The sequence below is a fragment of the Variovorax sp. R-27 genome (genome assembly GCF_049913215.1).
Taxonomy (GTDB): Bacteria; Pseudomonadota; Gammaproteobacteria; order Burkholderiales; family Burkholderiaceae_C; genus Variovorax.
In genome coordinates this window covers 4,947,773-4,973,379 of sequence record NZ_CP183984.1, presented here as the reverse complement: position 1 = coordinate 4,973,379, position 25,607 = coordinate 4,947,773, and the positions used below count along the sequence as shown (strand labels likewise).

Genomic DNA, 25,607 nt, shown 5'->3' with positions numbered 1-25,607 from the left:
CAGGCAGGGAAAGAAATGAGAGGAAGGGGAAGACAGAGGGGCCGCCGTTCAACTGCGGCTCAGGTTGCGCCAGGCCTGCGTGCGCGACAGCAGCACGCGCGTCAGCAGCGAGTAGGCGATGCACACGATGGTCGAGGTGACGACGATCAGGCTGGCCAGCGCCGCGGCCGGGCCGATGTCGCCGGCGTCGTCCAGATGCATGATCGCGACCGAGGCCAGGATGGTCTCCGGCGTGTAGAGAAAGATGGCGCACGACAGGCTGGCCATCGACACCACGAAGAAGTAGCGCCCGATGTCCAGGATCGCCGGCAGGCACACCGGCACCGTCACGCGCAGGAAGGTCTTGAAGAACGGCACCTTGAGAGAGGCCGACACGGCTTCGAACTCGTTGTCGATCTGCTTGAGCGCCGTCACGGCTGTGAGATGGCTCGAGGTGTAGTAGTGCACCACCATCGAGATGATCAGGATCGCCATCGTCTGGTAGAGAAAGTTCAGCGGGTTGGCCGGATGGTTGAAGAACATCACGTAGCCCAGCCCGAGCACAAGGCCCGGCACCGCCATCGACAGCACCGCCATCAGATGCATGCCCTTGCGCATCAGGCCGAGGTTGCGCGTCTTCTCGATCAGGTAGGCGCCCACGAAGACGATCAGCGAGCCGGCCACGGCGGTGGCCATGGCAACGATCAGGCTGTTGCCGTAGGCCGCGGCCATGTCGCTTTCGACCAGCACGAAGTGGTAGTGCTTGAGCGTGAGCGAAAGGTCGTAGGGCCACAGCGAGATCAGCGAGGTGTAGATCGCCATGCCGATGGTGGCCAGCAGCAGCCCGCACACGACCGCGCAGAACAGCATCAGCAGCGGATCGGCGAGCTTGCGGCGCTTGGGGCTGTAGGGCACCGAGCGGGCCGTGAGCTGCGCCTTCAGCTTGCGCCGCACCACGTAGTCGATCACGAAGGAAATGATCGAGGGAAGCAACAGCAGCATGCCCACCACCGCGCCGATGGAGAAGTTGTGCTGCCCGACCACCTGCTTGAACACATCGACCGACAGCACGTTGAAGTTGCCGCCGATCACCTTGGGCGCGCCGAAGTCGCTCACCACGTAGGTGAAGACAACGGTCGCCGCGCTGATGAGGCCGTACTTGCACGAGGGCAGCGTGATGGTCATGAACTGGCGCGACGGCCGCGTGCGCAGCGCGGTGGCCGCCTCGTACAGCCGGCCGTCGGCGAGCGACAGCGCGGTGACCAGGATCATCAGCGCATGCGGAAAGGTGTTGTAGACCTCGGCCAGGATGATGCCGGGCGCGCCGTAGATCGACGCGCCGCCCAGCAGGAACTTGAGAGCCCCCTGGTTGCCGAACCACTGCACGAAGGAAATGGCCGAGAGCAGCGAGGGCGCCAGCAGCGGAATCAGCGCAATGAGGCGGAACACCGCCTTCAGCGGCGCCGGCATGCAACTGCGCGTGAGCGCGTAGGCAAAGACGAAGGCGGTGGGCACCGAAATCATCACCACGGCCGCCGAGACCCACACCGAGTTCCACGCAGCGCGCAGCAGGCTCGGCGTCTGGAAGTAGGTGATGAAGTGGGCGAGGCCGACGAAGCGGCCGTCCTTGTCCTGCACCGCGTGGGCCAGGATGGTCGCCAGTGGTGCGATCAGGAACACGAAGAGCATTGCCATCACCACGAACAGGATGACCCGGGCAATGGTCTCGTCGCGGCTCCAGCGCATGGCCGGTCGCGCGGCGAACGAAGGACGAGGGTGTGCCAGCGTGTTCATGGCTTCGGGCTGCGTGCGGCGAAGGCGCGGATGCGATTGGCGCGCAGCGCGATGTCGATGGTGTTGCCTTCGCGGATGTCGAGGTCGTGCAGCTGGTTGAGCGAGAAGTGCAGGCCGAGCGTTTGTCCGTGCAGCGCATCAGCCGTCACTTCGGCGATGCACAGGCCGCCGAGGAATTCGACCTTGGTGACCAGCGCCTGCAGGCGGTTGGCCGTGTCGTCACCCAGGTGCTCGACCGCGCGGTCTTCGGGGCGCAGGTAGAGGTTGACCGCTTCGCCGGGCTCGAAGGCGCCGTCGCAGGCGTCGCACTGCAGCTCCATGTCGCCGACCTTGAAGCGGTGGTTGCCCAGCGCCACCGCACGCAGCACGTTGACCTTGCCGACGAAATCGGCCACGAAGGGCGTGGCCGGCTGTTCGTAGACTTCCATCGGCGTGCCGACCTGCTCGATCACGCCGTGGTTCATGACCACGATGCGGTCGGCCATCGACAGCGCCTCTTCCTGGTCATGCGTGACCATGATGGTCGTGATGCCGACCTGCTTCTGCAGCCGGCGGATTTCGCCGCGCAGGCGAATGCGCTCCAGCGCATCGAGCGCCGACAGCGGCTCATCGAGCAGCAGCAGGCCGGGGCGCGTGGCGAGCGCGCGGGCCAGTGCCACGCGTTGCTGCTGGCCGCCCGAAAGCTGGCTCGGGTATTTGTTGCCCGAGGTCGGCAGGCCGACGAGCTTCAGCAGCTCTTCGACTCGCACCTTGATCTCACCCCGTTTGGCGCGGCTGTTGACCAGCCCGTAGCCGATGTTCTCGGCAATCGACAGGTTGGGAAAGAGCGCATACGACTGGAACACGATGCCGTAGTCGCGCCGGTCCGGCGGCAGCCACGAGACGTCCTTGCCGTTCTGCAGGATCTGCCCGGCGGTCTGCGTTTCCAGCCCCGCGATGATGCGCAGCAGCGTGGTCTTGCCGCAGCCCGAGGGGCCCAGAAAGCACAGCATCTCGCCCGGGTTCACGCGCAGGTGCACGTCGCGCAGCGCACTGAAGGATTCGAAGTCCTTGCGAACGCCGACGATCTCGAGCGCTGCAGGAGCGCTAGCAGGCACCGGGCTGGCAATGAACTTGGTGTCGGTCATATCCATTTTTCGCACTCGTCGTTGGCGGGCGTCACCACTGCGGCAGCGCCCGCGGATTGAAAGTCGTCGGGAATGCCGTCGGGCCTACTTGGGTTCAGCCTTGCCTTCGTAGCGCTTGCTCCATTCCGCCAGGATGCGCTCGCGGTTCTTCGCTGCCCAGTTGATGTCGTTCTTGGCGAGCAGCTTTTCGTAGTTGTCCGGAATGCCTTCGAGCTTCGAGGCCACGCCGGGGTAGGCCACTACCGCCCACCATGTGGAGGTGATCTGGTTGGCCTCCTTGCTGGCCATCCAGTCGGCGAAGCGCTTGGCCTGTTCCGTCTTCTTGCTCGTCTTCATGATGCTGGTGGCCTCGATGTCCCAGCCCAGGCCTTCCTTCGGAAAGATCAGGTCGACCGGCGCGCCCGACTTCTTGACCTGATGCGCGCGGAACTCGAACGAGATGCCGATGGGGAACTCACCCGCGCCGGCCTGCTTGCAGGGCTTGGAGCCCGAGTGCACGTACTGCGCGATGTTCTGGTGCAGCGCGTCCATGTACTTCCAGCCTTCGGCGTCGCCCATGTTCTGCAGCCATGACGACACGTCGAGATAACCGGTGCCGCTGGAGGCCGGGTGCGGCATCGAGATGGTGCCCTTGTAGACGGGCTTGGCCAGGTCCTTCCAGCTCTCGGGCTTGGGCAGGCCGAGCTTCTGGGCCTCGACGCGGTTGAAGCAGATGGTTGCGGCCCAGACGTCCATGCCGACCCAGGCCGGCGGGCGGGCGGTGTCGGAGTAGGCGGGGTTCAGGTCCTTGAAGCCCTTGGGCTCGTAGGGCAGGAGCATGCCTTCCTGCTGCAGCAGCGCGAGGCTGCTGGCGGCCAGGCCGGCCACCACGTCGGCCTGCGGGTTGGCTTTTTCGGCCAGCAGCTTGGCGGTGACGATGCCGGTGGAGTCGCGCACCCACTTCACTTCGATGTCGGGGTTGGCTTTTTCGAAGGCGTCCTTGTAGAGCTTCATGGCGTCGGTCTCGAGCGCCGTGTAGACCAGGAGCGGAGTCTTCTGCGCCCAGGCGGCGCCGCCGGCCATGAGGCCTAGCGCCGCAACGCACAGGGCCGCCGTGAGACGGCGCGTGCTTTGTTTCATCGTCATCTGTTTCTCCTGAAGTGGCTTGCTGTCACAGGGGGGTGAGTGAGTGGCGGGCTCCGGCGCGTGGCGTTCCAAGGTCCGGTGAACGCAATGTAGATTGCTGATTGAAGACTGTCAATAAAAAATTGTTGACAGTTTTCAATCCTCGGGGAAAATACGCCCCATGGTCACCACCAATCACTCCGCCGCCCTCGCGTTTCTCCAGTCCAGCTCGCTGCCGATGCTGATGCAGGAAGAAATCGAGCGTTTGATCATGACCGGCGAGCTCCCCGTGGGCAGCCGCATCAACGAGAGCGAACTCTCGCAGCGCTTCAACACCAGCCGCGGCCCTATCCGCGAGGCGTTGCGTGCGCTGGAAGAGGCCGGCCTCGTGCGCAACGAAAAGAACCGTGGGGTCTTCGTGCGCGAGATTGCGTTCGAGGAAGCCGACGAAATCTACGAACTGCGCGAGGCGCTGGAAGAAATCATCGGCCGGCGCGTGGCGCTCGCCATCAAGCCCGACGCGGTCGAGCGCCTGCGCGCCATGCTCGATGCAATGCGCTCGGCAGCCCAGGCGCAGGACGTGGAGCAATACGCGCAGCTCAATCTGCAGTTCCACGAGATCCTGCTCGACACGGCCGGCAGCAAGAAGCTCACCGAAACCTACAAGCGCCTGGTCAAGGAGCTGCACCTTTTCAGAATGCGTGCGCTCGACAGCGGCGGCGGCCTGCGCGTGTCGGCCGACGAGCACCGCGACATCGTCGACGCCATTGCCAGCGGCGACCCCGACACGGCAGGGCGCGCGCTGCGCCAGCACGTCGCGGGCAGCCGCGCGCGCATGCACAAGGCCTTCGGCCGCGCCGATTCCGACGCGGCGACCGCATCGAACAACCCACCCCAAAAGGAAGTCTGAAATGACACCGGAGACACTCGAAGTCAATGCCCGCAGCTACCGCTGGATGAGCCGCCCCGTCGTGGTGGTATGCGTCGATGGCTGCGAGCCTGCGTACCTGGACGCGGCCATCGCAGCCGGCGTAGCCCCCTGCATCGAGCGCATGCGCAAGACCGGAGCAGACCTGCTGGCCGACTGCGTGGTGCCCTCCTTCACCAACCCGAACAACCTGTCCATCGTCACCGGCGCCCCACCGGCCGTGCACGGCATCTGCGGCAACTACTTCTTCGACCGCGAACTCGGCCAGGAAGTCATGATGAACGACCCCAAGTACCTGCGCGCGGGCACCGTGCTCGCAGCCTTCGCCGATGCGGGCGCCTCGCTCGCGGTGGTCACCGCCAAGGACAAGCTGCGCAAGCTCCTGGGCCACCGCATGAAGGGCATCTGCTTCTCGTCCGAGAAGGCCGACCAGGCCACCATCGAGGAGAACGGCATCGACGGCGTGGTCGAGATGGTCGGCATGCCCGTGCCCTCGGTGTACAGCGCGGAGCTCTCGGAGTTCGTCTTCGCCGCCGGCGTGAAGCTCATGGAATCGCGCCGCCCCGACCTGATGTACCTGTCGACCACCGACTACGTGCAGCACAAGGCCGCCCCCGGCAGCCCCGCGGCCAACGCCTTCTACGCCATGATGGACGGCTACCTCGCGCAGCTCGATGCGCTGGGCGCCACCATCGTGCTCACGGCCGACCACGGCATGAACGACAAGCACGACGCCGACGGCGCGCCCAAGGTCATCTACCTGCAGGACGTGCTCGACGACTGGTATGGCAAGGACCAGGCCCGCGTGATCCTGCCGATCACCGACCCGTACGTGGTGCACCACGGCGCCCTCGGCTCCTTCGCCACCGTGTACGCCCCCGACGAGGCCCGCGTGCCGGGCTGGATCGAGCGCATCCAGCGCCTGCCGGGCATGGAGCTGGTGCTCTCGCGCAAGGACGCGGCCGCGCGCTTCGAGCTGCCGCCCGACCGCATCGGCGACATCGTGGTGGTCAGCGAGCAGAGCACGGTCATCGGCACCTCGGCCAGCCGGCATGACCTGTCGGCGCTGGAAGTGCCGCTGCGCTCGCACGGCGGGGTGTCGGAGCAGCGCGTGCCGCTGATCTGCAACCGGCCGGTCACCGGCATTGCCGCCAGCCGCCGGCTGCGCAACTTCGATGCGCTGGACCTTGCGCTGAACCACGCCCAGTAAACCGTCGCCCGGAGCACTCCCCCATGAGCCAAGCCACCCTGAAGCCAGGCACCATTCACCGCGAAGCCCTGCGCATTGCCGGCGAGCGGATTCACCGCGACCGCACGATCGACGTCACCTACCCCTACACCGGCGAAGTGATCGCCACCGTGCCCAAGGCCACGCTCGAAGATGTTCGGGTGGCCTACAAGATCGCGCGCGACTACAAGCCCACCCTCACGCGCTACGAGCGCTACAAGATCCTGATGCGCGCGGGCGAGATCATCGCCTCGCGCCTGGACGAGATCTCGCGCGTGATCACGATGGAGTCGGGCCTGTGCCGCAAGGACTCGCTGTACGAGGTGGGCCGCGCCTCCGACGTGCTGCTGTTCGCGGCCAACCAGGCGCTGGTGGACGACGGCCAGGTGTTCTCCTGCGACCTCACGCACCACGGCAAGAGCCGCAAGGTCTACACGCTGCGCGAGCCGCTGCAGGGGGCGATCACGGCCATCACGCCGTTCAACCATCCGCTGAACCAGGTGATCCACAAGGTGGCGCCCTCCATTGCCACCAACAACCGCATGGTGCTCAAGCCCAGCGAGAAGACGCCGCTGACGGCCTTCATCCTGGCCGACATCCTGTACGAGGCGGGCCTGCCGCCGCCGATGCTGTCGGTGATCACGGGAGACCCGCGCGAGATTGCCGACGAGATGCTCACCAGCGCCGACGTGGACCTGGTCACCTTCACGGGGGGCGTGGCCATCGGCAAGTACATCGCGGGCAAGGCGGTGTACAAGCGCCAGATCCTGGAGCTGGGGGGCAATGACCCGATCATCGTGATGGAGGATGCAGACGTCGAGGAGGCGGCCACGCTGGCGGCCAGCGGCTCGTACAAGAACTCGGGCCAGCGCTGCACGGCGATCAAGCGCATGCTGGTGCACGAGGCGGTGGCGGACCGGTTCGTGGAGCTGCTGCTGGCCAAGACAAAGGCGCTGAAGTACGGCGACCCGATGGACCCGGCCACGGACATGGGCACGGTGATCGACGAGGCGGCTGCGATCCAGTTCGAGGCGGTGGTCAACGAGGCCATCAAGGCGGGTGCGAAGCTGCTGTACGGCAATGAGCGCAGCGGTGCGCTGTATTCGCCCACGGTGCTCGACCATGTGGACCCCGGGATGACGGTGGCCAGGCACGAGACCTTCGGGCCGGTGTCGCCGGTGATCCGCTTCAGGACGATCGAGGAGGCGATCCGCATCTCCAACGGCACGGCCTACGGGCTGTCGTCGGCGGTGTGCACGAACCGCATGGACTACATCACGCGCTTCATCCGCGAGCTGAACGTGGGCAGCGTCAACGTGCGCGAGGTGCCGGGCTACCGCCTGGAGCTTACGCCCTTCGGCGGCATCAAGGACTCGGGCCTCGGATACAAGGAAGGCGTGCTCGAGGCCATGAAGAGCTTTACCAACACCAAGACTTATTCGTTGCCGTGGTAGTCGCCGCATCGCTCGCTGTACCGTTGGACGTGGAAGGCATCGTCGCCCTGTTCGAGGCCAAGGGCCACGCGCAGTACGACGGTGAACCCGTCACGCAGCTCCAGCACGCGCTGCAGTCCGCGCATCTGGCCGAGCAGGCCGGTGCATCCAGCGAACTCATCACCGCAAGCCTGCTGCACGACCTGGGGCACCTGCTGCACGACATGGACGGCACGCCCACGCAGCAGGGCCTGGACGACCTGCACCAGTACCGCAGCCGCGCCTTCCTGAAGCACCTGTTCGGCCCGGCCACGCTCGACCCGATCCGGCTGCACGTGGACGCCAAGCGCTTCCTGTGCGCGCGCGAGCCGGGGTATCTCGAAGCGCTGTCGGCCGATTCGCAGCGCAGCCTGGTGCTGCAGGGCGGCGTGTTCGACGAAGCGCAGGCAAGGCAGTTCGAAGCGCTGCCGCATGCGCTCGACGCTGTGCGACTGCGCCGCTGGGACGACAACGCCAAGTGCGCCGATGCGAAGACGCCCGACCTGATGCACTACGCGCGGCACATGGTGCTCGCGTCGAGGCAGGCTGCCACGCCGCAGCCATAACCTGAAACCGAGAGCCTTCCGACATGCGCCCCTTCTGGATCGAACAGGCCCTCTTCAACGACGGAGACCTCGCACCTGCACTGCAGGGCGCACAGCGCGCCGACGTCTGCATCGTCGGTGGCGGCTTCACCGGGCTGTGGACCGCCATCCAGGCGAAGCAGCGCAACCCGGCGCTCGACATCGCCATCGTCGAGAGCGATCTCTGCGGCTCCGGTGCGAGCGGGCGCAACGGCGGCTGCCTGCTGACGTGGTCGACCAAGTTCTTCACACTGCGCAGGCTGTTCGGCGAAGCCGAGGCCATCCGCCTCGTCAGGGCCTCGGAAGATGCGGTGCAGCACATCGCCGACTTCTGCCGCGCGCAAGGTATCGATGCCGAGCTGCGGCAGGACGGCACGCTCTACACCGCAACCTCGCAGGCCCAGGTCGGCGCGCTCGACCCCGTGATGAAGGGGCTGGAGGACTGCGGCATTCATTCCTACCGCACGCTGCCGCCCGAAGAAGTCGCGCGCCGCTCGGGTTCCGCGCGCAACCTGGCAGGCGTGTATTCGCCCATCGCCGCGACCGTGCATCCGGGCAAGCTGGTGCGCGGGCTGAGGCGCGTGGCGCTGGGCATGGGCATTCGCATCTACGAGCGCAGCCCGATGATCGACTTCACGCAAGGCCATCCGGTCACGGTGCGCACGCCGGCCGGCAGCATCGAGGCGCCGAAGCTGGTGCTGGCGATGAACGCGTGGATGGCCAGTGCCTTGCCTCAGTTCGAGCGCACGATCGCCATCGTGTCGAGCGACATGGTCATCACGGAAAAATGCCACGAGCTGCTGCGCGCGACGGGATTGGTCGATGGCGTCTCGGTGCTCGATTCGCGCACCTTCGTCTATTACTACCGCACCACCGTGGACGGCCGCCTGATGCTGGGCAAGGGCGGCAACACCTTCACCTGGGGCGGGCGCATCGCGCCGGTGTTCGACCAGCGCTCACCTTACGAGGCCGAGCTCACGCGCGCGCTGCATGGCTTCTTTCCTTCGCTGCGCGACGTGCCAGTGACCGCGAGCTGGAACGGGCCGTCGGACCGCTCCGTCACCGGCTTCCCGTTCTTCGGCAAGCTCAACGGCGCGCCGCACATCTACTACGGCTTCGGCTACTCGGGCAACGGCGTGGGGCCGACCTACATGGGTGGGCAGATCCTCTCTTCGCTGCTGCTGGACGAGGACAACGCCTGGACGCGCAGCCCGCTCATCCAGGGGCCGCTGGGGCAGTTTCCGCCCGAGCCGATCCGCTACATCGGCTCGATCGTCGTGCGCGACGCGATCCGCCGCAAGGAAGCGGCCGAGGACCGCGACAGCCGGCCGTGGATGGTCGACCGGCTGCTGAGCAAGTTCGCCGACGCGGCAGGCAAGTCGGACAAGGGCTGAGCGCGTTCAGGCCAGCCGGTCGAGCAGGCTGTACCAGGCCACGCCGCCCGCCACGTAGAAGCGCTGCAATCCGTGCAGTGGAATCGGCTGGATCGGCGTTACCGGGTACGGAAAATCGGCGCCCGCATCGACCAGTCGCGCCGCCACGTGCTTGCCCATGCTCGTGGCCAGCGCGATGCCGCGTCCGTTGTAGCCCAGCGCCACCGTCACGCCCGGCGCGGGCGTGTGCACGTGCGGCATGAAGTCGCGCGTGACCGCGATGCGGCCGGCCCAGCGGTACTCGTAGCGCAGCGGCCCCAATTGGGGAAACAGCAGCTCGAGCGAGCGCTCGAGGTGCGCGAAATCCGCGGGCCCGGCCGGGTCGGCAAAGTGGCCGCGACCGCCCATCAGCAGGCGGCCCTGCGCGTCCTTGCGGAAGTAGAGCAGCAAGCGCTGCGAGGTCGAGGCGGTTTCGCCGCCCGGAAGAATGGCGTCGGCCGCCGCACCTTTGAGCGGTTCGGTCGCGACGATGAAGCTGTTGGCGGCCAGCACGGTGCTCGACAGCTTCGGCCACAGCGCGCCGGTGTAGCCGTTGGTCGCGATGAGGACCTGCTCGGCGGTGACGCTCGCGCCAGTCGATGTGCTCGCATGCCAGTGCGTGCCGCGGCGCTCCAGCGCCGTGACTTCGGTGCCGCCGTGCACGGCAGTGCCCGCAGCCTGCGCGGCGCGCACCAGCCCGCGCGTGTAGGCCAGCGGCTGGATGCCGCCAGCGCGGCCGTCGAGCCAGCCGCCGGCAAAGGCTTCGGTGCCGAGTCGCGCGCTGACGGCGGCGTGGTCGAGCTGCTGCGTGCTGACGCCACGCTTCGCCCACTGCTCGGCGCGCGCATGCAGCGCGGCCACGTCCTTCTGTGCGTAGGCGGCCTGGATCCAGCCTTTGCGCACCGGCTGGCAGTCGATGCGGTGGCGGGCGATCAGGTCGAACACCAGGTCGGCCGAGCGCGAGACCGCATCGATCAAGGGCTCTGCACGCATGTGGCCATAAATCTGGACCAGCTCCTCGGGGTCGTGCTTGAGTGAAGGATTCACCTGCCCGCCGTTGCGCCCCGATGCACCCCAGCCGGGTTCGTGCGCCTCGAGCACGCAGGCCTGCGCGCCGGCCTCGGCCAGATGCAGCGCAGCCGAGAGGCCGGTGAAGCCGCCGCCGACGATCAGCACGTCGGCCTTGCGCGATTCGGTCAGCGGCGGTGTCGGTGGAGCGGGTGGCGCGGTGTCGGCCCAGAGCGAAGGAGGCAACGCGCGAACGCTCATGCGCGCACCTCCGCGGACGCCACGGCACCGGAGGGGTGCAGCACGCGCCGCAGAAAGTCTTGCGTACGCGCCTGGCGCGGCGCGCCCAGCACCTGCGCGGAAGGGCCTTCCTCGACGATGCTGCCGCTGTGCAGGAAGCACACGCGGTCGGCCACTTCGCGCGCAAAGCCCATCTCGTGCGTGACCACGATCATCGTCATGCCCTCGTCGGCCAGTGCGCGCATCACGCCGAGCACGTCGCCGACCAGCTCGGGGTCGAGCGCGGACGTGGGCTCGTCGAACAGCATGGCCTCGGGCTTCATCGCGAGCGCGCGGGCGATTGCCACGCGCTGCTGCTGCCCACCCGAGAGCTGCGCCGGATACGCCTGTGCCTTCTCGGCCAGCCCCACCTTGGCCAGCAGCGCCAGCGCTTCTTCGCGCGCCTGCGCCGCGTTCTGGCGCAGCACGTAGACCGGGCCTTCCATCACGTTCTCCAGCACGGTGCGGTGCGGGAACAGGTTGAAGCGCTGGAACACCATGCCCATGCGGCTGCGCAGCCGGTGGATGTTGGGCGCGTTGCGGTCCACCCGCTCGCCGAAGGCGCGCACTTCGCCGCCTTCGTACGACTCCAGCCCGTTGATGCAGCGGAGCACCGTCGACTTGCCCGAGCCCGAAGGGCCGATCAGGCACACGACCTCGCCCTTGTCCACGTTCAGGCTCACGCCCTGCAGCACGCGGTGCGTGCCGAAGCGCTTTTCCAGTCCTTCGACGTGGATCATGGTTGTTTTCTCCCGGCGGCAAAGCGCTTCTCTAGCCGGCGCAGGCCGTAGACCAGCGGCAGGCTCATCAACAGGTAGAGCAGGGCGACCAACGTGTAGACCGTCATGTTCTGGAAGGTCGACGAGGCGATGAGCTGGCCGGCACGCGTCATCTCGGCCACGGTGATGGTCGAGACCAGCGAGGAATCCTTCAGCATCATCACCAGCGTGTTGCCGTACGGCGGCAGCGCGATGCGAAAGGCTTGCGGCAATATCACGCGCCGCATGATCAGCGCCGAGCGCATGCCCATGGCCTGCGCGGCCTCGCGCTGGCCCGGATCGACCGCCTCGATGCCGGCGCGGAAGTTCTCGGCCTGGTACGCCGAGTAGGCAATCCCCAGCCCGATCACGCCGGCCTGGAAAGCCGTGAGCTGCACGCCGAACTCCGGCAGCACGAAGTAGATATAGAAGAGCTGCACGATGATCGGCAGCCCGCGAATCACGTTGATGGCCACCGTGGCGGCCCAGGAGAGGGCGCGCACGGGTGACAGCTTCATCAGCGCGAGCGCAAGGCCGAGCGCGCTGCTCAGCAGGAAGGCGAGCACCGTAACCTGCACGGTGACCACCGCGCCCTGCAGGAGGATCGGCAGGAAGTCCTGCGCGTTCTGTAGAAAGGTGGGAGCAGCCATCTGCATCAGCCTCGTCGCTTGATGCGCGGCGCATCGAACTGGTCGGCCGACGCAGTCAGGCCCATTCGGGGAACACCGCGGAACCGACTTTGCCGGGCCACAGGTGTTGCCCCCTGCAAGGGGGTTGGCGAAGCGACACGAAGTGCGCGAAGCCTGGGGGTGTGCATCAGATCCCCCATTTCTGGACGATCTTGGCGAGCGTGCCGTCAGCCTTCACGGCGGCAATGGCCTTGTTGATGCGGGCCATCGTCTCGGTGTCGCCCTTGCGCACCACCAGGCACACATCGCCCACGTTCACGGCCTTGTAGCTGTCGACCAGCTTCACGCCAGGGAATGTGTTCTGGCGGATCTGGTAGGCCATGATGGGTTGGTCGCCCAGCCCTGCCTTGATGCGTCCGAGCGAAAGGTCGCGCGTCATGTCGGCCACCGAGTCGTAGCTGCGCACTTCCTTGAAGATGCCTTTCTTGTTCAGCATGTCGAGGAACACGGTGCCGACCTGCGCGCCCACCACTTCGCCCTTGAGCTCGTCGAGCGAGACATACGCGCGGGTGTCGTCGGCCTTGACGATCAGGCCCTCGCCGTACGAATACACCGGGTCGCTGAAGTCGACCACTTCCTGGCGCGCCGCTGTCTTGAGCATGGCCGCCGAGACGATGTCGATCTTGCGGGCCGTGAGCGAGGGAATCAGCGCCGAGAACACTGTCTGCTGCACGTTGACGTTGAAGCCGCCCGCCTTGCCTACGGCAGTGACGGTGTCGACCATCATTCCCTGGATGGTGTTGGTCTTCACGTCGAGGAATGTGAAGGGCACGCCGGTGGCGGTGGCGCCCACGTTGTAGGTCGGGGTGGCGCCTTGTGCCATGGCCAGCGAGGCGGTGCCGGCGATGCAAAGACCCAGGGCCAGGCGGTGAAGGCGGCGAACGATGCGATTCATGGAAGCACTCCTCGGAGGAAAAGGACGTTGAAAAGTGGAAATGAACGGAAAGGAACGGAAAAAGGTGATGCACCCCGCGATGCAACATGCATGCCAATAGTCGATTCTTTTGAATCTCTAATCAATAAATAGAAACCACTAGTCGGGTTTTGAGAATCGATATTCGATATTTCAAGAGACTGTAGCTATACTCCAGCGCCATGGACGCCACACCCGACACAGCCCCCGAAGACAGCCAGAGCCTGCTTTTCAACCAGTCGCTGGAGAAGGGCCTGGCCGTGCTGCGCGCCTTCAGCGCACGGCGGCGCACCATGACGCTGGCCGACGTGGCCGAGGCCACCGACATCACCAAGAGCTCGGCCCAGCGCATGGTCTTCACGCTCGAAAAACTGGGCTACGTGCGCAAGCACCCGAAGACGCGGCGCTACCAGCTCACGCCGCGGGTGATGGAAATCGGCTTCAACTACCTGGCGGCCCATTCGCTGATCGACATGGCCAACCCCTTCCTGTCAGAGCTGACCAAGGTGACGACGGAAACCTCCTGCCTCACCGAGCCCGACGGGCTCGACATGGTCTACGTGGCGCGTTTCGTCAGTGCGCAGTTCGTGCCGGTGCACATGCCCATCGGCAGCCGCATTCCCATGTACTGCACGGCTTCGGGGCGCGCTTTTTTGAGTGCGCTGCCCGAGGAAGAGGCGCGCTCGCTCATCGAGGCCTCCGACCGCGTGGCCCACACCATGCACACGTGCACCGATGTGGACGCAATCCTCGAAACGCTGCGCCAGGCGCGCCTTCAGGGCTTTGCCACCAATGCCGAGGAGCTGTTCCTCGGCGACATGACCATCGCGGCGCCCGTGCTGGGCAGCCAGGGGCGGCCGGTGGCCTCTGTGCACATCGTGGCGCCGACCAGCCGCTGGACGATCGACGAAGCCGTGCGCAAGCTGGCGCCCACGCTGCTGCTGTGCGCGCGCTCGCTGACCAGTTCGGCGCGCAGCATCGACTGACTGACGGCTATACGGTTTCAGGCATCGCGCTGGCGGTGGCTGGCTTTATGCTGTGCGGGATCACAACGCAGCAGCAGAGTCCCCTACCATGACCGATTTCCGCCCCGTCTACGACAAGAGCTTCGACCGCATCGCAGCCGACCGCCTGCCCGAGTTGCTGCGCGCCATGCCCAAGGCCGAACTGCACATGCACATCGAGGGTTCGCTCGAACCCGAGCTCATCTTCGCGCTCGCGCAGCGCAATGGCGTGTCCATTCCCTACGCCAGCGTCGAAGAATTGCGCAAGGCCTACGCCTTTACCAATCTGCAGAGCTTTCTCGACATCTACTACGCCGGCGCCAGCGTGCTGCTGAAGGAACAGGATTTCTACGACATGGCCTGGGCCTACCTGGAGCGCGCGGCAGCAGACAACGTGGTGCACACCGAGATGTTCTTCGACCCGCAGACGCACACGGCGCGCGGCGTGTCGATGGAGACGGTAATCAACGGCCTGCACCGCGCCTGCGTCGATGCGCAACCGAAGCTGGGCGTGAGCGCCACGCTCATCCTGTGTTTCCTGCGGCACCTGAGCGAAGAAGAAGCCTTCGAGACGCTGGAGCAGGCGCTGCCATTCCGCGACAAGTTCATCGGCGTGGGGCTCGATTCGAGCGAGGTCGGCCATCCGCCAGAGAAGTTCGCGCGCGTGTTCGCACGCTGCCGCGAGCTGGGCTTTCACCTTGTCGCGCATGCGGGCGAAGAGGGCCCGCCGGCCTATGTGTGGAGCGCGCTCGACGTGCTCAAGGTCGAGCGTGTCGACCACGGCGTGCAAAGCACCAAGGACCCTGCGCTGATGAAGCGGCTCGCGCAAGACCGCATTCCGCTCACCGTGTGCCCGCTGTCGAATCTCAAGCTCTGCGTGTTCCCGGACCTGTCGCAGCACAACCTTGGCGCGCTGCTGGGTGCAGGCCTGGTCGCTACCGTCAACTCGGACGACCCGGCTTACTTCGGCGGCTACATGAACCAGAACTTCACGCAGACCTTCGCGGCCACCGGGCTCAATGTGCAGCAGGCCTGGCAGCTCGCGGCGAACAGCTTCGAAGGCAGCTTCATCGACGCGGCGGCCAAGCGCGCCTATGTCGACCGGCTCAACGCGGCCTTCGCGACTTTCTGATCCGCAACGGCGGGCCGCGGCACCAGCAGCGGCATCGCCACCAGCGCGCAGGCGCTGGCCGCCAGCCACACCATCGGCCAGCCCTGCAGCGCCAGCAGGTGCGGAATGGAAAACGGCGTGACGAAGCAAACAAGGAACACGCTGGTGTTGGCCATGCCCAATGCCGTGCCGGCGCGGGCCGCACCGGCCAGCGTGGCGAGCTCGGTGTAGGCCACGCCGTGCCAGGCCGACACACACACGCCGCTCACGCCCAGCAGAACGACCAGCGCGATGCGCAGCGCAACTGAATCGGCGGCATGCGTGCCCGAGGCCATCACCAGCACCGCGAGGCCCGCGAACAGCAGCACGCTGAGCGCACTGCAAGCCCGCAGGTAGGCCGGCCGGTTGCGCCGCCGGTCGGTCCAGCGACCGCTCCACACGCGCATGACCATCGCGCCGACCTGCGTGAACACCATGGTCGCGGTAATCGTCGCAAAGCCCGCATGGCCAAAGTCGTGCAGGAACACGGTGCCGAAGGACAGCACCGCGAACTGCGGCGCGCAGAGGATGCCGATGCCGGCCACGATGCGCCACACGCGCACGTCGCGCAGTGGACCACTCTTGGGTGCGGCCGCTTCCACGGTCTTGTTGCCGCGCGGCGCAATGGGTGGCTCGTGCACCCACGCCCAGCTCATCGCTGCGCTCAGCGCGCACAGCAGCGCGAGCAGGCCGTACAGCGCGGCAAAGCCGAAGTGCAGGGCGACGAAAGGCAGCACCAGCGCGCCGATGCCGCCGCCCAGTGGCACGGCCGTCTGCCGGATGCTCATCGCGAGGCCGCGCTCGCTGGCGTCGAACCACGTCATCACCGCGCGGCCACTGGCACCGTTGACGCTGCCGCCAAGCAGGCCGACCAGCAGCAGCCCGGCGCCGAGCCAGCCCAGGCCGGGAATGTGCCCCGCCGCTGGTGCGGCCCACAGCGCCATAGCCACGAGCGCGATGGCCGTGCTGCCCAGGCCCATCAGCAGCACCGGCCGGTCGCCCCAGCGGTCGGTCAGCAGGCCCCATGGCAACTCGCTCACCGCGATGCCTAGCCCCATGAGGCCGAGCACCAGCCCGAGCGTGGCGTTGTCGAGCTGGTAGCCGGTGCGCATGAGCACGGCGGTCATCGGGATGCCGCTGAAGGCCACGGAGAACGCCGCGTTGGCGGCCACGCCGGCAGTCAGCACCTTCCAGCGGTGGCGCGGCGAGAACGTAGAGGAGGAAGAGGGAGGTTGCGTCATGTTGGGCGCAGTGTCCGCCGCCGCCAAGGTTTTGAAAATCAGAAAATAATGTGCCAATCGTCCTGAAAAACAGGATGGTCAAAAAAGGAGCCCCGACATGAGCCAGGTGATGTTCGATCTCGACGTGCTGCGCACTTTCTCCACCGGCATCGCGCTCGGCAGCTATGCGCGTGCCGCCGACAAGCTGGGCCGCTCGACTTCAGCAGTGAGCGCGCAGCTCAAGAAGCTGGAGTCACAGGCCGGCACCGTGCTGTTCCGCAAGGCCGGCCGCGGGCTGGAGCTAACCGACGCCGGCGAAACGCTGCTGGCCTATGCGCACCGCATGCTCGAACTGAATGAAGAAGCCAGCGCCGCCATGCGCGGCGCCGACCTGCAGGGCTGGGTGCGCCTCGGCCTGCAGGAAGACTTCGGCGAGACGCTGCTGCCTGCCGTGCTCGGCCGCTTCGCGCGCGCGCATCCCAAGGTGCGCATCGAGGCCTGCGTGGCGCGCAGCGGCGAGCTGCGGGAGCGGCTCGAACTCGGCCAGCTCGACCTGGCGCTGGCATGGGACGCGGGCGACCAGCCCCTGTCGCCGTATGCCGAGCGCGTGGCCCGCCTGCCCTTGCTGTGGATCGGCCCCAAGGCGCCCGACCGGATCGAAGCCGACTGGTGGACGCAGCGCGAGTACCGCGGCACCGGTACGCGCCAGGCCAAGAGCAAGGAGCCGTTGCCGCTCATCATGCTCGACGCCCCGTGCCCGCTGCGCGAGATCGTCATCACTGCGCTCGACCGTGCCGGCGTGCCATGGCGCCGGGCCTTCGGCAGCGCCAGTCTGGCCGCGCTGTGGGCCGCTGCCTCGGCCGGCCTGGGCCTCACGGTGCGCACGCCTTTCGGGCTGCCATCGCACGTGCGCATCATCGATCGCACGATGCTGTCCCTGCCGGCACTGCCGCAGATATCGCTCGTGCTCTATCGCGCGCAGGCCCACTCCGAGGCCCCGGTGGGCCGGCTGGCCACGCTGCTGCTGGAGGCGGTTCGCCAGCATGTGCAGCCCATGGCCGTTCCGATGCGGGAGAATCCGCCGCTGGAGACAAAAACAAAAGTGATACGGCATGGCAACGCAAAACTTCCTGCACCTGTGGGATGACCGGTTCCTCTACATCACGCCGGCGATCCAGTCGGGCCTGACGGCCCGCTCGTCGGCCACGCTGCTGGCGTCGATCAGCGGGCATCCCTTCGCGCTGGAGGCGGTCGACGGCACGCGCGTGCACTGCACCGCGGCGCTTGTCGCTCCGCACGTGTCGCGCCGGCTCGACGTCGATGGCTGCGGGCTGCTGTCGCTCAATCTCGATCCGGCCTCGAGCGCCTACCGCATGCTCGCCAAACGCATGGGCGGCCACGGCATCCTGCCGATCGATGCGCGCCGCTTCGGCCGGCTGCGCGACGATTTCGATCCGGCGCAGCACGGCGCGCTTTGCAGCCGCGGGCTACGGGCGCTCAGTGTGAAGCTGGTCGAGGCCATCAACGAATTCCCCGAGAGCGAAGCGGCCATCGACCCGCGCATCGAACGCGTGCTGCAGGCCATCCGCGCGCATGCGGGGCAGATTCCGCTGCGCGACCTGTCGGCGGTGGCCTGCCTCTCGCCCGACCGGCTCACGCACCTGTTCGCCCGGCAGGTGGGGGCGTCGGTCAAGCGCTATGCGCTGTGGACCAAGGTGCGGCGCACGGTGCAGCAGTTCACCGTGCGGCGCCCACTTACCGACGTGGCGCTGGTCAGCGGCTTCACCGACGCGGCGCACATGAGCCGCACTTTCCAGCGCTACTTCGGCCTGTCGCCGTCCTTCCTGGCGAGCCAGGTGCGCGTGACCGCTGACGACGGGGCCTCGCACGCCTGGGGCCACCAGCAGGGGCTGGCGTCAATGTAAAGAAGGGCACGCGCGCGAGGCGTTCGCGTCGCCCGTCTTAAGATTGCCGCCGAACGCGCCACGCACGCTCATCGCCCACGCAGCTGCGTTCCTCATACACAACAGGAACACTGCATGCGCTCGAAATTCAAGTGCGGCCTCGGGTCGCTTTTTCTCGCGCCGGTTGCCATGGCCCTCGTGGCGTGTACCGGCATTACCGACCGTTCAACGCAACCGCACGGCAGCTACAAGGCCGAGATCCGCCGCACCGCCATGGGCGTGCCGCACATCAAGGCCGACGACTGGGCCGGTGCCGGCTATGGCTACGGCTATGCGCAGGCGCAGGACGATCTCTGCACCATGGCCGACAGCTTTCTCACCTACCGCGGCGAGCGTTCGCAGTTCTTCGGCGCCGAGGCGCTGCTGCTGGCCAAGAGCACCATCGGCCAGCCCAGGAACATCGACTCCGACTTTTTCCACAAGCACGTGGTCACGGCCGACGTGGTGGGGGCCATGGCTCGCGCGCAGCCGGCCAGCATCCGCGGCATGGTCGAAGGCTTTGCCGCTGGCTACAACCGCTACGTGCGCGAGCTGAAGGCTGGTGCCGGTGCAGGCAACGCACATGCGGCCTGCCGCAACGAGGCGTGGGTGCGGCCGGTGAGCGCCGACGACATCTACCGCCGCATGTACGCCACCAACCTGGCGGCGGGCTACAGCAACTTCCTCTCGAACATCGCGAACGCGGCGCCGCCTGCCGCCAAGGTGTCGTCACGCGAGGAGCACGGCGCGCAGCCGCTGGCGTTGCAGGTCGGCGGCGAGGCGGGCGTGGGCAGCAACATGATCGGCTTCGGCACAGCGAGCACAGGCGACGCGAGCCCGTTGCTGTTCGGCAACCCGCACTGGTACTGGCGCGGGCCTGATCGCTTCTATCAGGCGCAGCTCACCATTCCGGGGCAGCTCGACGTCAGCGGCACCTCCTTCCTCGGCGTGCCGGTGATCCTGATCGGCTTCAACGACAACATCGCGTGGAGCCACACGGTGTCGGCGGCGCGGCGCTTCGGTCTCTTTCAATTGCAGCTCGCTCCGGGTGACGCCACGAGCTACCTGCGCGACGGTCGCGTGGTGAAGATGCAGGCCCGCACCGTCACCGTGAACGTCAGGCAGGCCTCGGGCAAGGTCGAGCCGGTGACGCGCACGCTCTACACCTCCGAATACGGCCCGCTGGTGAACCTGGGCGCGATCAACCCGGCGCTGGCCTGGAGCCAGAGCATGGCCTTCGCCATCCGCGACATCAACGCCGACAACTACCGCACCTTCCGCACCTGGCTGCGCTGGGCGCAGGCGAAATCGCTCGACGAGCTCATCACCGTCCAGCGCGAGGAGGCCGCGATCCCTTGGGTCAACACCGTGGCCGTGGGCCGTGGCAGCGCCAAGGCCTGGTATGCGGACATCGGCGCGGTGCCCAACGTGTCGCCCGAGCAGATGGCTGGCTGCACCACGCCCGCCGGCAAGGCGATGGCGGCCGCGCTGCCGCGCGTGCCGGTGTTCGACGGCTCGCGCAGTGCCTGCGACTGGCAGAGCGACGCCGACTCGGTGCAGAAGGGGGCAGTCGGCCCTTCGCGCATGCCGAGCCTGCTGCGCGACGACTACGTCGCCAACATGAACGACAGCTACTGGCTCGCCAACCCGAAGGCGCCGCTCACGGGCTACCCGGCCATCTTCGGCCCGACGGGCAGCAACGCGCAGACATTCCGCACGCGGCTCGGCCATCTCATTGCGCAAGACACGAGCAAGGGCGCAACGGTCGATGCCGTCGAGCGTGCGACGCTCGGCAGCCGCGCCTACACCGCCGAACTGTTCAAGGCCCGCGCGCTGGAGCTGGTGTGCGGCGTGCCGCGCATTGCAGTCACGGGCGACGCGCAGACCGGTGAGGCGTTCTCGCCGCCGCGCAGCGTCGACACCGGACCCGCCTGCGCGGTGCTGAAGGCGTGGAACAACACCGGCCTGGCCTCGGCGCGCGGTGCCCATGTGTGGGACGAGTTCTGGGCGCGCGCCTCGCGCCTGCCCGCGGACAGGCTCTATGAAGTGCCTTTCAGCGCGAGCGATCCGATCAACACGCCGAGCGGCCTCAAGACTTCAGCCGCTGAAGATCTGCGGCAGGCCTTCGGCGCGGCCGTGCTGCGCGTGCAGGCCAGCGGCTACGCGCTCGACGCGCCGCGCGGCGACACGCTGTTCGTGACGCGCAACGGCCAGAAGATTCCGCTGTCAGGCGGCTGCGACGGCCAGGGCTACTTCACGATCCTTTGCTCGGAGAACCGGCTCGACAAGGGCGGCTACACGATGGATGCCAACCCCAACGGCAACAGCTACATGCAGATCGTGCGTTTCCCCGTGGGAGGCGTCGAAGCTCACACCTTCCTCACCTTCTCGCTGTCGGACGATCCGGCGTCGCCACACAACGCCGACTACACACGCGCCTACAGCGCCGGGCAGTGGCTGCGCCTGCCGTTCTCGGAAGCGGAGATCAAGGCCGACGCCGCCTACAGCAGCGTGACCATCAGCGAGTAGGGAGGAGGGCGCAGCGGTGCTTCAGCGCCGCTTCGCCAGCCAGTTCCACCCGGCGCCCGCGGCCATCAGCACGCAGGTGCCGAGGAACACGGCGCGCATGCCGATGTGCCCGCCCACGAAGCCGCCGAGCAGCGGCCCCGCGACTTGGCCTGTGTACTGCGCAGAGGTCGAGTAGCCGAGCATGTTGCCCGCCACGCGTTCGGGCACGTTGTGGCGGATCACGCTCGCGATGCAGGGCAGCAGCCCGCCGAGCGACAGCCCCATCAGAAAGCGCAGCACCACCAGCTGCCAGCCCGAGCTGACGAAAGCCTGCGGCACCAGCAGCAGCGCCGACACCGCGAGGCAGCCGACGATCACGTTCCAGTGACCCACGCGGTCGGCCAGCTTGCCCAGCCACGAGGCCGAGAGGATGCTGCCCAGCGCCGCCGCCGACATCACAAGGCCGGCCATCATCGTCACGTGGTTCGGGTCTTCGACCAGCGTGGCAACGTAGACGGTGATGATCGGCTCGATCGACATGTTCGCGAGCATCAGCAGCATGCCGGTGAAGAGCATCGCGACCAGCGGGCGCTTGTCGGGCACGGCGGCCCAGCCGGTGTCGTCGGAGGCGCCGCGCTGCTTCGATGCGGAAGGCACCTTCTTCTCTTCGCGGATGAGGAAGGCCGTTGCGAGAAAGGCCACGAAGATCATCGCGCCCGCCGCGAAGAAGGTGTTGCGGATGCCGACCAGCGGCGGCAGCACGCCACCCACCAGCGGCCCCACGAGGTTGCCCGCCATGATGGCCGACGACATCGTGCCCAGCGCCCAGCCGGTGCGCTCCTTGGGCGTCTGCGTGGCGACCAGCACCATCGAGCCCGAGGCATAGCCGCCGAGCAGCCCTGCCAGGAGCCGCAGGCCCACGAGCTGCCACACGTTGCCCGCAAGGCCGATCAGCGCCATCGCCACCGCCATGCCGAGGCTCGCGCGGATCAGCATCGGCTTGCGCCCGTAGCGGTCGGCCAGCCGGCCCCACAGCGGCGCGACCAGCGCGGCGCTGAAGAAGGTGGCGCCGTAAGCCGCGCCCGACCACTGCACGATGGCCGCATGGTCCTTCACGCCCAGCTGCTCGACGTACAGCGGCAGGAAGGGCAGCAGCAGCGTCATCGCGATGATGGTGGTGAAGGAGCCGAACATGCAGACGGCGAGGTTGCGCTGCCAGTGGGTGTGGGCGCCCGTCCCGGCTGGCGGGGCGTTTGTTGCGTTCGTTGTTGTCGGGTGCGTCATGGGGAGCGCCCATTGTGGGACGACGCGGCCGGGTTGGCGCTTGCCGATTGGTGGCGGCACCCATCGCCGCGCGGGAAGGCCGCGCTGCGTATCCCTCACGCCAACGCGGTCAGCGCAGGTCGTCTAGCCTCGCGTCCGTCATTCAGTGCAACCCTCTTTTCAGGACATGGCCATGAAACGCATCGGCGTGCTCGTCTTCCCCGGCTTCCAGATCCTCGACCTGGCGGCGATTGCGGCGTTCGAGCTCGCCAACATCCATGCCGGCAAGGCGGTCTACAAGGTCGAGCTGCTATCGGAAGAGGGCGGCCTCGTGACCAGCTCGTCGGGCGTGGCCACCGACAGCAAGCGCTTCGGCACGGCGAAGTTCGACACGCTGGTGATGAGCGGCGCGCTCTTCGTCGCGCCCACGTCCGAGAAGATGCGCCGCTTTCTGCGTGCGGGGCTGCGCAATGCGCGCCGTGTGGCCAGCATCTGCACCGGCGCCTTCGGGCTGGCAGATGCGGGCCTGCTCGACGGACGCCGGGCGACCACGCACTGGTCCTTTGCGGGCGAACTGCAGAAGCGTCATCCCGCCATCAGGGTGCAGCCCGACCGCATCTTCATCAACGACGGGCCGGTGTGGACCTCGGCCGGCATGACGGCCGGCATCGACCTCGTGCTGGCGCTGGTGGAGGAAGACCTCGGCGTGGAGGCCGCCCGGTTCGCGGCGAGGAAGCTGGTCGTGTATCACCGCCGCGCGGGCGGGCAATCGCAGTACTCCGCGCTGCTCGAGCTGGAACCCAAGTCCGATCGCATCCAGAAGGCGCTGGTGCATGCGCGGGCCAACCTGCGCGAGACGCTTTCGGTGGAGGAACTGGCCGAGGTCGCGCACCTGAGCCCGCGCCAGTTCAGTCGCGCCTTCAAGGCCGAGACCGGGCAGTCGCCCGCGCATGCCGTGGAGAACCTGCGCGTGGAGGCGGCGCGCGCGCTGATCGACGAGGGCAGCCTTGCGCTCGGCGTGGTCGCGCGCGAAACGGGCTTCGGCGACCCCGAGCGCATGCGCCGCGCCTTCCTGCGCACGCTGGGGCAGCCGCCGCAGAGCGTGCGCCGAGTGGCCCGGAAAGAGGCCGCCACGGCCTGAAGCGCCGGATGTCCTGAAAGGTGGCTTATATGACATTTACGCCATAGCCTTGCAGGAGGAGACTTCCCCTCATGGCCACAACCCCGTGGCGATCAAAGGAAACTCCATGACTGCAACTTCAAATCCCGGCAAGGGCACAGCCCTCATCACCGGCGCCTCGTCGGGCATCGGCGCCGTGTACGCGGACCGCCTCGCGCGGCGCGGCTTCGACCTGATCCTGGTGGCGCGCAATCGCGAGCGCCTCGCCGCACTGGCCGCGAAGCTCGCGGACGAGACCGGGCGAAAGGTCGAGGTCCTTTCGGCCGACCTGTCCGACCGAAAGGACATCGCGTCCGTGGAAGCCGTGCTGCGCACTCGCGGCGACATCACCGTGCTGGTGAACAACGCCGGCTTCGGCGCCGCCGCACCGCTGCTCGGCTCGGACATCGACAGGATGGAGGAAATGATCGAGCTCAACGTGAGCGCGCTCACGCGGCTCACCTATGCGGCCGTGCCCGGTTTCGTCGAACGCGGCGCAGGCACGCTGGTGAACATCGCCTCCATCGTGGCGATCTCGCCCGAGACGCTCAACGGCGTGTACGGCGGCACCAAGGCTTTCGTGCTGGCGCTGAGCCAGTCGCTGCAGCACGAGCTGAAGGACAAGGGCGTGCGCGTGCAGGCGGTGCTGCCCGGTGCGACGGCCACCGAGTTCTGGGGCGTCGCGGGCGTGCCGATCGAGCATTTGCCCAGCGAGATCGTGATGACCGCGCAAGACATGGTCGACGCGGCCCTCGCGGGGCTCGACCAGGGCGAGCAGGTCACGATTCCCGCGCTGCCCGACCTTGCCGAGTGGGATGCCTTCGATGCGGCGCGGCGTGCGATGTCGGGGCGGTTGTCCAGCACCGTGCCCGCGGTGCGCTACCGCGCCGCCTAGACGGCTCGGGCATAAAATCCTCACCCCGCAGCAGGGCGTCCCGGCCTGCTGCGGGGTTTTGCTTTTCCGGGGCCATGTAGAGGAACACCATGTACAAAAACCTCGCGGGCCGCGCCGTTCTGGCGCTGGCCGCCGCGTGCTTTTTATCTCCCGCCTTCTCGCAAACGCAGCAAGCCAAGGGTCCGCTGAAGATCGGCTTCGTCTACGTCACGCCCGTCACCGATGCCGGCTGGGTGCGCCAGCATGAAGAGGGCCGCAAGGCCGTCGATGCTGCGTTGGGTGACAAGGTCAAGACCACCTATGTCGAGAACGTGGCCGAGGGTGCCGACGCCGAGCGCGTGATCCGCGACCTCGCGCAGCAGGGCAACACGCTCATCTTCACGCCGAGCTTCGGCTACATGGAGCCGACGCTGAAGGTGGCGAAGGACTTCCCCGAGGTGAAGTTCGAATCGATCACCGGCTACAAGACCGCGCCCAACGTGGCGACCGCCAATGCGCGCTACTACGAGGGCCGTTATCTCGCGGGCATCGCGGCCGGCCGCATGACGAAGACCAATATCGCGGGCTACGTGGCGGGCTTTCCGATTCCCGAGGTGCTGCAGGGCATCAACGCCTTCACGCTCGGCATGCGCTCGGTGAACCCGGCCGCGAAGGTGCACGTGGTGTGGCTCAACGAGTGGTTCGATCCGCCGAAGGAGCGCGATGCGGCGATGGCGCTGTTCAACCAGAACGCCGACGTTGTCGCCTTCCACACAGGCTCCACCGCCGTGATGGCTGCGGCGCAGGAGCGCGGCAGGATGGCCATTGCCTACCACTCCGACATGCGCAGGATCGCGCCCGACGCGCAGATCGTCGCGGTCACGCACCAGTGGGGCGGCTACTACACGCAGCGCGCGAAGGCCGTGCTCGACGGCAGCTGGAAAAGCGGCAACCTCTGGGGCGGCGTGAAGGAAGGAATGATCCGCGTCGGCGACTTCGGCACGAAGGTGCCCAAGGCCGTGCAGGACGAGGTGCTGGCGCGGCAGAAGGACATTGCGGCGGGCAAGCTGCAGCCGTTTCGCGCAACTGCCGGTGACGTGCGTGACAACGAAGGCCACGTCGTGATCGCCAAGGGCGCGCAACTGAGCGACGAGCAGATACTGAAGATGAACTGGCTGGTCGAGGGCGTGCAGGGGCGGGTGGCGCGCTAG

The 25,607-nt window shown here is 67.2% G+C and carries 22 protein-coding genes; 13 read left to right on the top strand and 9 right to left on the bottom strand.

The window, feature by feature from the left end:
- Window positions 1-48: 48 nt before the first annotated feature.
- The 3 genes from ACN9MV_RS23355 to ACN9MV_RS23345 all read right to left on the bottom strand — a co-directional run bounded on the left by ACN9MV_RS23355 (window position 49) and on the right by ACN9MV_RS23345 (window position 4,025).
- The gene (locus ACN9MV_RS23355) at window positions 49-1,773 is read right to left on the bottom strand and encodes a putative 2-aminoethylphosphonate ABC transporter permease subunit (protein ID WP_093081429.1); all 1,725 of its coding nucleotides are present in this window, start codon (window positions 1,771-1,773) and stop codon (window positions 49-51) included.
- The gene (locus ACN9MV_RS23350) at window positions 1,770-2,906 is read right to left on the bottom strand and encodes a putative 2-aminoethylphosphonate ABC transporter ATP-binding protein (RefSeq protein ID WP_426389699.1); all 1,137 of its coding nucleotides are present in this window, start codon (window positions 2,904-2,906) and stop codon (window positions 1,770-1,772) included. The genes ACN9MV_RS23355 and ACN9MV_RS23350 overlap by 4 nt, the downstream gene beginning before the upstream one ends.
- Window positions 2,907-2,984: 78 nt before the next feature.
- Complete coding sequence (locus ACN9MV_RS23345) at window positions 2,985-4,025, bottom strand: putative 2-aminoethylphosphonate ABC transporter substrate-binding protein (protein WP_426389698.1); 1,041 nt, start codon at window positions 4,023-4,025, stop codon at window positions 2,985-2,987.
- A 160-nt stretch (window positions 4,026-4,185) separates the two neighbouring features.
- On the opposite strand from ACN9MV_RS23345, the gene ACN9MV_RS23340 reads away from it, so the two are divergent.
- From ACN9MV_RS23340 to ACN9MV_RS23320, 5 genes are read left to right on the top strand one after another with little or no spacing between them, the layout of a single operon-like run.
- Window positions 4,186-4,914 carry a phosphonate utilization associated transcriptional regulator gene (locus ACN9MV_RS23340; RefSeq protein ID WP_093058823.1) on the top strand — a complete coding sequence of 243 codons (729 nt, stop codon included), beginning with the start codon at window positions 4,186-4,188 and terminating at the stop codon, window positions 4,912-4,914.
- Window position 4,915: 1 nt separating this feature from the next.
- On the top strand, window positions 4,916-6,142 hold the full coding sequence (gene phnA / locus ACN9MV_RS23335; protein ID WP_426389697.1) for a phosphonoacetate hydrolase: 1,227 nt from the start codon (window positions 4,916-4,918) through the stop codon (window positions 6,140-6,142).
- Window positions 6,143-6,165: 23 nt separating this feature from the next.
- On the top strand, window positions 6,166-7,614 hold the full coding sequence (phnY, locus tag ACN9MV_RS23330) for a phosphonoacetaldehyde dehydrogenase (protein WP_426389696.1): 1,449 nt from the start codon (window positions 6,166-6,168) through the stop codon (window positions 7,612-7,614).
- Window positions 7,608-8,198, top strand: coding sequence for a phosphonate degradation HD-domain oxygenase (locus ACN9MV_RS23325; protein WP_426389694.1), 591 nt, complete (start codon window positions 7,608-7,610; stop codon window positions 8,196-8,198). Before phnY ends, ACN9MV_RS23325 begins: the two co-directional genes overlap by 7 nt.
- A gap of 23 nt (window positions 8,199-8,221) precedes the next feature.
- Window positions 8,222-9,610: an FAD-dependent oxidoreductase gene (locus ACN9MV_RS23320; RefSeq protein WP_426389693.1), complete on the top strand. Its 1,389-nt coding sequence runs from the start codon at window positions 8,222-8,224 to the stop codon at window positions 9,608-9,610.
- A gap of 6 nt (window positions 9,611-9,616) precedes the next feature.
- On the opposite strand, the gene ACN9MV_RS23315 is transcribed toward ACN9MV_RS23320, so the two are convergent.
- From ACN9MV_RS23315 to ACN9MV_RS23300, 4 genes are all read right to left on the bottom strand, one after another.
- Entirely contained in the window at window positions 9,617-10,897 is a 1,281-nt protein-coding gene (locus tag ACN9MV_RS23315; protein ID WP_426389692.1) for an NAD(P)/FAD-dependent oxidoreductase, read from the bottom strand.
- The gene (locus ACN9MV_RS23310; RefSeq protein WP_093058523.1) at window positions 10,894-11,655 is read right to left on the bottom strand and encodes an amino acid ABC transporter ATP-binding protein; all 762 of its coding nucleotides are present in this window, start codon (window positions 11,653-11,655) and stop codon (window positions 10,894-10,896) included. Before ACN9MV_RS23310 ends, ACN9MV_RS23315 begins: the two co-directional genes overlap by 4 nt.
- Window positions 11,652-12,323: an ectoine/hydroxyectoine ABC transporter permease subunit EhuD gene (gene ehuD / locus ACN9MV_RS23305; RefSeq protein ID WP_093058542.1), complete on the bottom strand. Its 672-nt coding sequence runs from the start codon at window positions 12,321-12,323 to the stop codon at window positions 11,652-11,654. Before ehuD ends, ACN9MV_RS23310 begins: the two co-directional genes overlap by 4 nt.
- 166 nt (window positions 12,324-12,489) lie before the next feature.
- Entirely contained in the window at window positions 12,490-13,257 is a 768-nt protein-coding gene (locus ACN9MV_RS23300; RefSeq protein ID WP_093080879.1) for an ABC transporter substrate-binding protein, read from the bottom strand.
- 200 nt (window positions 13,258-13,457) lie between these two features.
- Here ACN9MV_RS23300 and ACN9MV_RS23295 point away from each other — a divergent pair, with 200 nt between their 5' ends.
- Both ACN9MV_RS23295 and ACN9MV_RS23290 read left to right on the top strand, forming a co-directional pair.
- Window positions 13,458-14,261 (top strand): IclR family transcriptional regulator, encoded by an 804-nt coding sequence (locus ACN9MV_RS23295; RefSeq protein WP_093058521.1) that lies wholly within the window; start codon window positions 13,458-13,460, stop codon window positions 14,259-14,261.
- Between the two features lie 88 nt (window positions 14,262-14,349).
- The gene (locus tag ACN9MV_RS23290; protein WP_426389691.1) at window positions 14,350-15,411 is read left to right on the top strand and encodes an adenosine deaminase; all 1,062 of its coding nucleotides are present in this window, start codon (window positions 14,350-14,352) and stop codon (window positions 15,409-15,411) included.
- On the opposite strand, the gene ACN9MV_RS23285 is transcribed toward ACN9MV_RS23290, so the two are convergent.
- Complete coding sequence (locus ACN9MV_RS23285; RefSeq protein WP_426389689.1) at window positions 15,372-16,670, bottom strand: MFS transporter; 1,299 nt, start codon at window positions 16,668-16,670, stop codon at window positions 15,372-15,374. The two genes, ACN9MV_RS23290 and ACN9MV_RS23285, sit on opposite strands and share 40 nt — an antisense overlap.
- A 97-nt stretch (window positions 16,671-16,767) precedes the next feature.
- Between ACN9MV_RS23285 and ACN9MV_RS23280 the strand changes: the two genes are divergently transcribed.
- From ACN9MV_RS23280 to ACN9MV_RS23270, 3 genes are all read left to right on the top strand, one after another.
- Window positions 16,768-17,796, top strand: a complete 1,029-nt coding sequence (locus tag ACN9MV_RS23280; protein ID WP_426389688.1) for a LysR substrate-binding domain-containing protein — start codon at window positions 16,768-16,770, stop codon at window positions 17,794-17,796.
- Complete coding sequence (locus ACN9MV_RS23275; protein WP_426389687.1) at window positions 17,762-18,574, top strand: helix-turn-helix domain-containing protein; 813 nt, start codon at window positions 17,762-17,764, stop codon at window positions 18,572-18,574. The genes ACN9MV_RS23280 and ACN9MV_RS23275 overlap by 35 nt, the downstream gene beginning before the upstream one ends.
- A gap of 114 nt (window positions 18,575-18,688) precedes the next feature.
- Complete coding sequence (locus ACN9MV_RS23270; protein WP_426389686.1) at window positions 18,689-21,121, top strand: penicillin acylase family protein; 2,433 nt, start codon at window positions 18,689-18,691, stop codon at window positions 21,119-21,121.
- A 21-nt stretch (window positions 21,122-21,142) separates the two neighbouring features.
- Here ACN9MV_RS23270 and ACN9MV_RS23265 read toward each other — a convergent pair whose 3' ends face one another.
- The gene (locus tag ACN9MV_RS23265; RefSeq protein ID WP_426389685.1) at window positions 21,143-22,384 is read right to left on the bottom strand and encodes an MFS transporter; all 1,242 of its coding nucleotides are present in this window, start codon (window positions 22,382-22,384) and stop codon (window positions 21,143-21,145) included.
- Between the two features lie 172 nt (window positions 22,385-22,556).
- Here ACN9MV_RS23265 and ACN9MV_RS23260 point away from each other — a divergent pair, with 172 nt between their 5' ends.
- The 3 genes from ACN9MV_RS23260 to ACN9MV_RS23250 all read left to right on the top strand — a co-directional run bounded on the left by ACN9MV_RS23260 (window position 22,557) and on the right by ACN9MV_RS23250 (window position 25,607).
- Complete coding sequence (locus ACN9MV_RS23260) at window positions 22,557-23,504, top strand: GlxA family transcriptional regulator (protein ID WP_426389684.1); 948 nt, start codon at window positions 22,557-22,559, stop codon at window positions 23,502-23,504.
- A gap of 106 nt (window positions 23,505-23,610) precedes the next feature.
- A complete protein-coding gene (locus ACN9MV_RS23255) occupies window positions 23,611-24,417 on the top strand; it encodes an SDR family NAD(P)-dependent oxidoreductase (RefSeq protein ID WP_093080861.1) in 807 nt (268 codons plus the stop codon).
- Window positions 24,418-24,506: 89 nt separating this feature from the next.
- Window positions 24,507-25,607 (top strand): BMP family ABC transporter substrate-binding protein, encoded by a 1,101-nt coding sequence (locus tag ACN9MV_RS23250; protein WP_426389682.1) that lies wholly within the window; start codon window positions 24,507-24,509, stop codon window positions 25,605-25,607.

Excerpts from the sequence above, each read along its gene's own strand:
- ACN9MV_RS23320 (WP_426389693.1), top strand. The coding sequence starts at position 8,222 with ATGCGCCCCTTCTGGATCGAACAGGCCCTCTTCAACGACGGAGACCTC.
- ACN9MV_RS23290 (WP_426389691.1), top strand. The coding sequence starts at position 14,350 with ATGACCGATTTCCGCCCCGTCTACGACAAGAGCTTCGACCGCATCGCA.
- ACN9MV_RS23295 (WP_093058521.1), top strand. The coding sequence starts at position 13,458 with ATGGACGCCACACCCGACACAGCCCCCGAAGACAGCCAGAGCCTGCTT.
- ehuD (WP_093058542.1), bottom strand. The coding sequence starts at position 12,323 with ATGGCTGCTCCCACCTTTCTACAGAACGCGCAGGACTTCCTGCCGATC.
- ACN9MV_RS23275 (WP_426389687.1), top strand. The coding sequence starts at position 17,762 with ATGGCAACGCAAAACTTCCTGCACCTGTGGGATGACCGGTTCCTCTAC.
- ACN9MV_RS23310 (WP_093058523.1), bottom strand. The coding sequence starts at position 11,655 with ATGATCCACGTCGAAGGACTGGAAAAGCGCTTCGGCACGCACCGCGTG.
- ACN9MV_RS23280 (WP_426389688.1), top strand. The coding sequence starts at position 16,768 with ATGAGCCAGGTGATGTTCGATCTCGACGTGCTGCGCACTTTCTCCACC.
- ACN9MV_RS23315 (WP_426389692.1), bottom strand. The coding sequence starts at position 10,897 with ATGAGCGTTCGCGCGTTGCCTCCTTCGCTCTGGGCCGACACCGCGCCA.
- phnA (WP_426389697.1), top strand. The coding sequence starts at position 4,916 with ATGACACCGGAGACACTCGAAGTCAATGCCCGCAGCTACCGCTGGATG.
- phnY (WP_426389696.1), top strand. The coding sequence starts at position 6,166 with ATGAGCCAAGCCACCCTGAAGCCAGGCACCATTCACCGCGAAGCCCTG.
- ACN9MV_RS23355 (WP_093081429.1), bottom strand. The coding sequence starts at position 1,773 with ATGAACACGCTGGCACACCCTCGTCCTTCGTTCGCCGCGCGACCGGCC.
- ACN9MV_RS23350 (WP_426389699.1), bottom strand. The coding sequence starts at position 2,906 with ATGGATATGACCGACACCAAGTTCATTGCCAGCCCGGTGCCTGCTAGC.
- ACN9MV_RS23270 (WP_426389686.1), top strand. The coding sequence starts at position 18,689 with ATGCGCTCGAAATTCAAGTGCGGCCTCGGGTCGCTTTTTCTCGCGCCG.
- ACN9MV_RS23300 (WP_093080879.1), bottom strand. The coding sequence starts at position 13,257 with ATGAATCGCATCGTTCGCCGCCTTCACCGCCTGGCCCTGGGTCTTTGC.
- ACN9MV_RS23340 (WP_093058823.1), top strand. The coding sequence starts at position 4,186 with ATGGTCACCACCAATCACTCCGCCGCCCTCGCGTTTCTCCAGTCCAGC.
- ACN9MV_RS23250 (WP_426389682.1), top strand. The coding sequence starts at position 24,507 with ATGTACAAAAACCTCGCGGGCCGCGCCGTTCTGGCGCTGGCCGCCGCG.
- ACN9MV_RS23255 (WP_093080861.1), top strand. The coding sequence starts at position 23,611 with ATGACTGCAACTTCAAATCCCGGCAAGGGCACAGCCCTCATCACCGGC.
- ACN9MV_RS23265 (WP_426389685.1), bottom strand. The coding sequence starts at position 22,384 with ATGACGCACCCGACAACAACGAACGCAACAAACGCCCCGCCAGCCGGG.
- ACN9MV_RS23345 (WP_426389698.1), bottom strand. The coding sequence starts at position 4,025 with ATGACGATGAAACAAAGCACGCGCCGTCTCACGGCGGCCCTGTGCGTT.
- ACN9MV_RS23260 (WP_426389684.1), top strand. The coding sequence starts at position 22,557 with ATGAAACGCATCGGCGTGCTCGTCTTCCCCGGCTTCCAGATCCTCGAC.
- ACN9MV_RS23285 (WP_426389689.1), bottom strand. The coding sequence starts at position 16,670 with ATGACGCAACCTCCCTCTTCCTCCTCTACGTTCTCGCCGCGCCACCGC.